Source organism: Mesorhizobium sp. WSM4817 (genome assembly GCF_055811135.1).
The window spans coordinates 1-2,945 of sequence record NZ_JBVVQQ010000074.1 but is presented as its reverse complement, the minus strand read 5'-3'; the positions used below and the strand labels follow the sequence as shown (position 1 = coordinate 2,945).

Annotated in this window: 4 protein-coding genes; 2 read left to right on the top strand and 2 right to left on the bottom strand. The window is 59.4% G+C overall.

Translation table 11 applies throughout. The features are described from left to right. Positions 1–334: hypothetical protein (locus AC0L2K_RS34680; protein WP_473533621.1), on the top strand; the 334-nt coding region annotated here is incomplete at its 5' end. A 356-nt stretch (positions 335–690) separates the two neighbouring features. Here AC0L2K_RS34680 and AC0L2K_RS34675 read toward each other — a convergent pair. Both AC0L2K_RS34675 and AC0L2K_RS34670 read right to left on the bottom strand, forming a co-directional pair. After that, entirely contained in the window at positions 691–1,155 is a 465-nt protein-coding gene (locus AC0L2K_RS34675) for a Ros/MucR family transcriptional regulator (RefSeq protein ID WP_473533620.1), read from the bottom strand. A gap of 314 nt (positions 1,156–1,469) precedes the next feature. Further along, positions 1,470–2,105: a DUF309 domain-containing protein gene (locus AC0L2K_RS34670; RefSeq protein ID WP_473533619.1), complete on the bottom strand. Its 636-nt coding sequence runs from the start codon at positions 2,103–2,105 to the stop codon at positions 1,470–1,472. 280 nt (positions 2,106–2,385) lie between these two features. On the opposite strand from AC0L2K_RS34670, the gene AC0L2K_RS34665 reads away from it, so the two are divergent. Then, complete coding sequence (locus AC0L2K_RS34665; protein ID WP_473533618.1) at positions 2,386–2,673, top strand: DUF982 domain-containing protein; 288 nt, start codon at positions 2,386–2,388, stop codon at positions 2,671–2,673. Positions 2,674–2,945 lie beyond the last annotated feature (272 nt).

The window sequence follows — 2,945 nt, the reverse complement described above, 5'->3', positions numbered from 1 at the left end:
TTGGGTGGTTTTTTTTTTTTCTCTCTTTTGGGTTCTCTCTTGTTGGGATTATCTGCGCCTGCAACCAACCGGCGCGCGCCGGCGCGCGTCGGCGACAAGCAGATCCGGCTGCAGCATGAGCGCGCGCGCGTGCCAGGCCGATGCGCTGCCTTTGGCCTCCCGAAAAAGCGTGCGGGCATCGATCGGCCGCACTGCAGCTAAGCCCGACGCGAACAAGAAGCTCCTCGGGCCTTTCGCGCGAGAGGCCGCTGACGATTGCGGCTTCGGTCGAGATGCAGCGGACGCGATGGCGCGGATTGAGGGAGACGAAGGGATAGCGAACTCGGCCGCGTAGGCGCTCGCCGCGTCAATCGTGCTGATGTCGCCAGGCGTAGCTTCTTCACAAGACGGCGCACATGATGTCGATGTTCAGCTGGAGGACGCGGTGACGGAACCGATTAGCCTTGCTTGCCGGGCTGCGGCCGATCCGCCACTGATATGGTGGTGGCGTGCCATTGACTGCGTAGTCGCCAACGATGCGATCCTTGTAGATGCGTTGGGTTGTGCGAAGACTGGCTGAAATTTTCTCCGGCGTCCCGGCAAGAGCGAATGAGCGCGAGGTAAGGCGTGGTTTGGTCCCCCGTCTTTTCCTATGCTGCGCAGATCATGCCGATAGCAGCTGCGCGCTCCAGCGACCCTCGAGAGATAAAGTCAGGCTGCGACCTTCTTGCCGGTCCGCTTCGCCGGCGCCGGCGTTTCCGACTCTTTCGGTTTGCGGCCGAGACCTATGGTCTTGGCCAAGGCCGAGCGCGCAGCGGCGTAATTCGGCGCGACCATGGGATAGTCCGCCGGCAGGCCCCATTTGGCGCGATATTCGTCCGGCGTGAGGCCATAGTGGGTCGACAGATGGCGCTTTAGCGATTTGAACTTCTTTCCATCGTCAAGGCAGATGATGTAGTCCGCCATCACCGACTTCTTGATCGGAACAGCAGGCTTGAGAGCCTGCGGCTGTTCTGCGGAAACGCTGCCGGCCGTTCCTTTCAGTGCTGCATGTACTTGGCCGATCAGGGCGGGGAGATCGCCCACCGGGACCGGATTGTTCGAGACATAGGCTGAGACGACATCGGCGGTAAGCGCGATGAGGGCGTCGAGGTTGTGGTCGGCTTCTTCCGTCATTAAATTCTCCGGGTGGCTTGAAGACAGCAGGCGAAGTCTTGCTACATAGTGATGGTTGTGGCTGAAGGCAATAAATGTCTCGGCAGCATAAGTATCGCCATAAGCCTTTGCTAATAGGCGTTCCCCCCGGCAATCGTTTCGGCTGCCAGGCGCCGGAACCGATATGCAGCCATGCCATCTTGAGCTTTTGTAATTCGGAAAACAACGTGACGAAATTCCGCGCTACACGAAAATACGGCCAGGTGAGTGGAACCTGGCATTCGTCGTTCGTCAGTGACGTTGGCCCAACGGGTCCGGTCTATTCCCGGCGACTTCTACGGATGACTGTTTGTTTTTTGCCAGCTGATCGGCCCTTCGCCGGAGCTTGGTCCGAGAATGAAGTCAAACACGGGTTGGGGCTGACCGGGCGCTGTCGCCTGCAAGGCTGCCGGGATCCGTGCAGCGGCTTCTGCGTATTCGGCGAGCGCTGCGGGTGACATGCCGAGCGCACGCTCGAAGGTATGATCCGCCGTGTTCAGCCGACGAAGGAGCGCCGCGGCGCGTCCGGCATGACGTATCGCCGGCGCCTGCTTGCCCTCGCGGATCTTCACGCCGGCCGCTGATAACAGGATCAATCCCTTGAAGAGCGTCCGAAGCGGAGCGCCTCGGTCTGCAACTTGCCACAGCGCTTCCCACGCCTCATGGGCTTCCCAGTAATAGCCGTGGTTGAAGAGGTCGAGACCCCAGAGGAATATGTCTGAATCCAGCGACGCCTCTGCTGCCAACGGCAGGGCTTCGCTATTGTAGCTATGTCCCGCGGGATCGCGCACGGGATGCGGTTGCCTGCCCGGCAGATAAGCATAGGATGGAAGCTCTTTTCCGGCAGCCAGCGCCGGCGCAACGTCGAACCAATAGCCATCAAAGCCGTATAGCACACCCGTGGCCCTGAACAGATGCTCAGTTCCGTGCATAGCCACCGCATCAGGATGTCTTGGCAAATAGTGTCAGCCAGCCAGATCTCACGAAGCCGCGAGGTTGCGCCGGCGGTCATCGGGCAGTTCATGCGTCGCAGGCGGTTATATTGTGGCTCGGCAGTTAAACGGGGCCTTTCAATTTTGTCTGGTTCATCCCCCGTTAGAGATGACGGCACCCGGGGTATGTTCTCCTCAGATCAGGCCAGGAAGGAAGATAGATGCCTGAGCAGGCTTCGCCGGACTTCGCGGTGATGCGCAGCCGAACTGCTCACCGAGGATGCAGAGCCCCATTTTCGTGAAGCGAGCCAGCTATATCGTGCAAGAGATTGCCAGTCTTGCGGACGCTATCGATTTTCTCAATGAGTGGCCCGAGGATCGCAGAGACTTGGCCTACGAGACCGCCCTGAGGGCATGTTGTGATGCATATGCTGGGCACATACCGCTAGACGCTGCCAGCAATGCCTTTGTCGGCTTTGCAAAGCGAGTTGCGATATTGGAGGACCCAACCTCCGCCATGCAGTGGATCGCTGCATGCAAGGCGGGCAGCGGAAAGGTGCAGGCGTAGGCTTCCACAAACTGTGCGACACTGGCGCAAGGCGACATTGTCGAGATTGAGCTAGCCAAATCCCGCGCCACCCGACATGAACCAGACAGCGTCATGACGATCTCTTGGACGCCAGCGAACCAAGTTTAGCTGCGAGGGTGCAGCCGAATCTTTCGGCTAAGGAAATAAATGCGAGCGAGGCTGTCGCCGCTGGGTGTAGAGGGGGAGTGATGACCGGCTCGAGCAGATTTGAAAGGCCAGTCGTTGTTCAAGTTAGCCGTCACAGTTCGGAG

Bases quoted from the DNA above. Each gene is read 5' to 3' on its own strand.
- AC0L2K_RS34665 (WP_473533618.1), top strand. From the start codon at position 2,386: ATGCAGAGCCCCATTTTCGTGAAGCGAGCCAGCTATATCGTGCAAGAG.
- AC0L2K_RS34670 (WP_473533619.1), bottom strand. From the start codon at position 2,105: ATGCACGGAACTGAGCATCTGTTCAGGGCCACGGGTGTGCTATACGGC.
- AC0L2K_RS34675 (WP_473533620.1), bottom strand. From the start codon at position 1,155: ATGACGGAAGAAGCCGACCACAACCTCGACGCCCTCATCGCGCTTACC.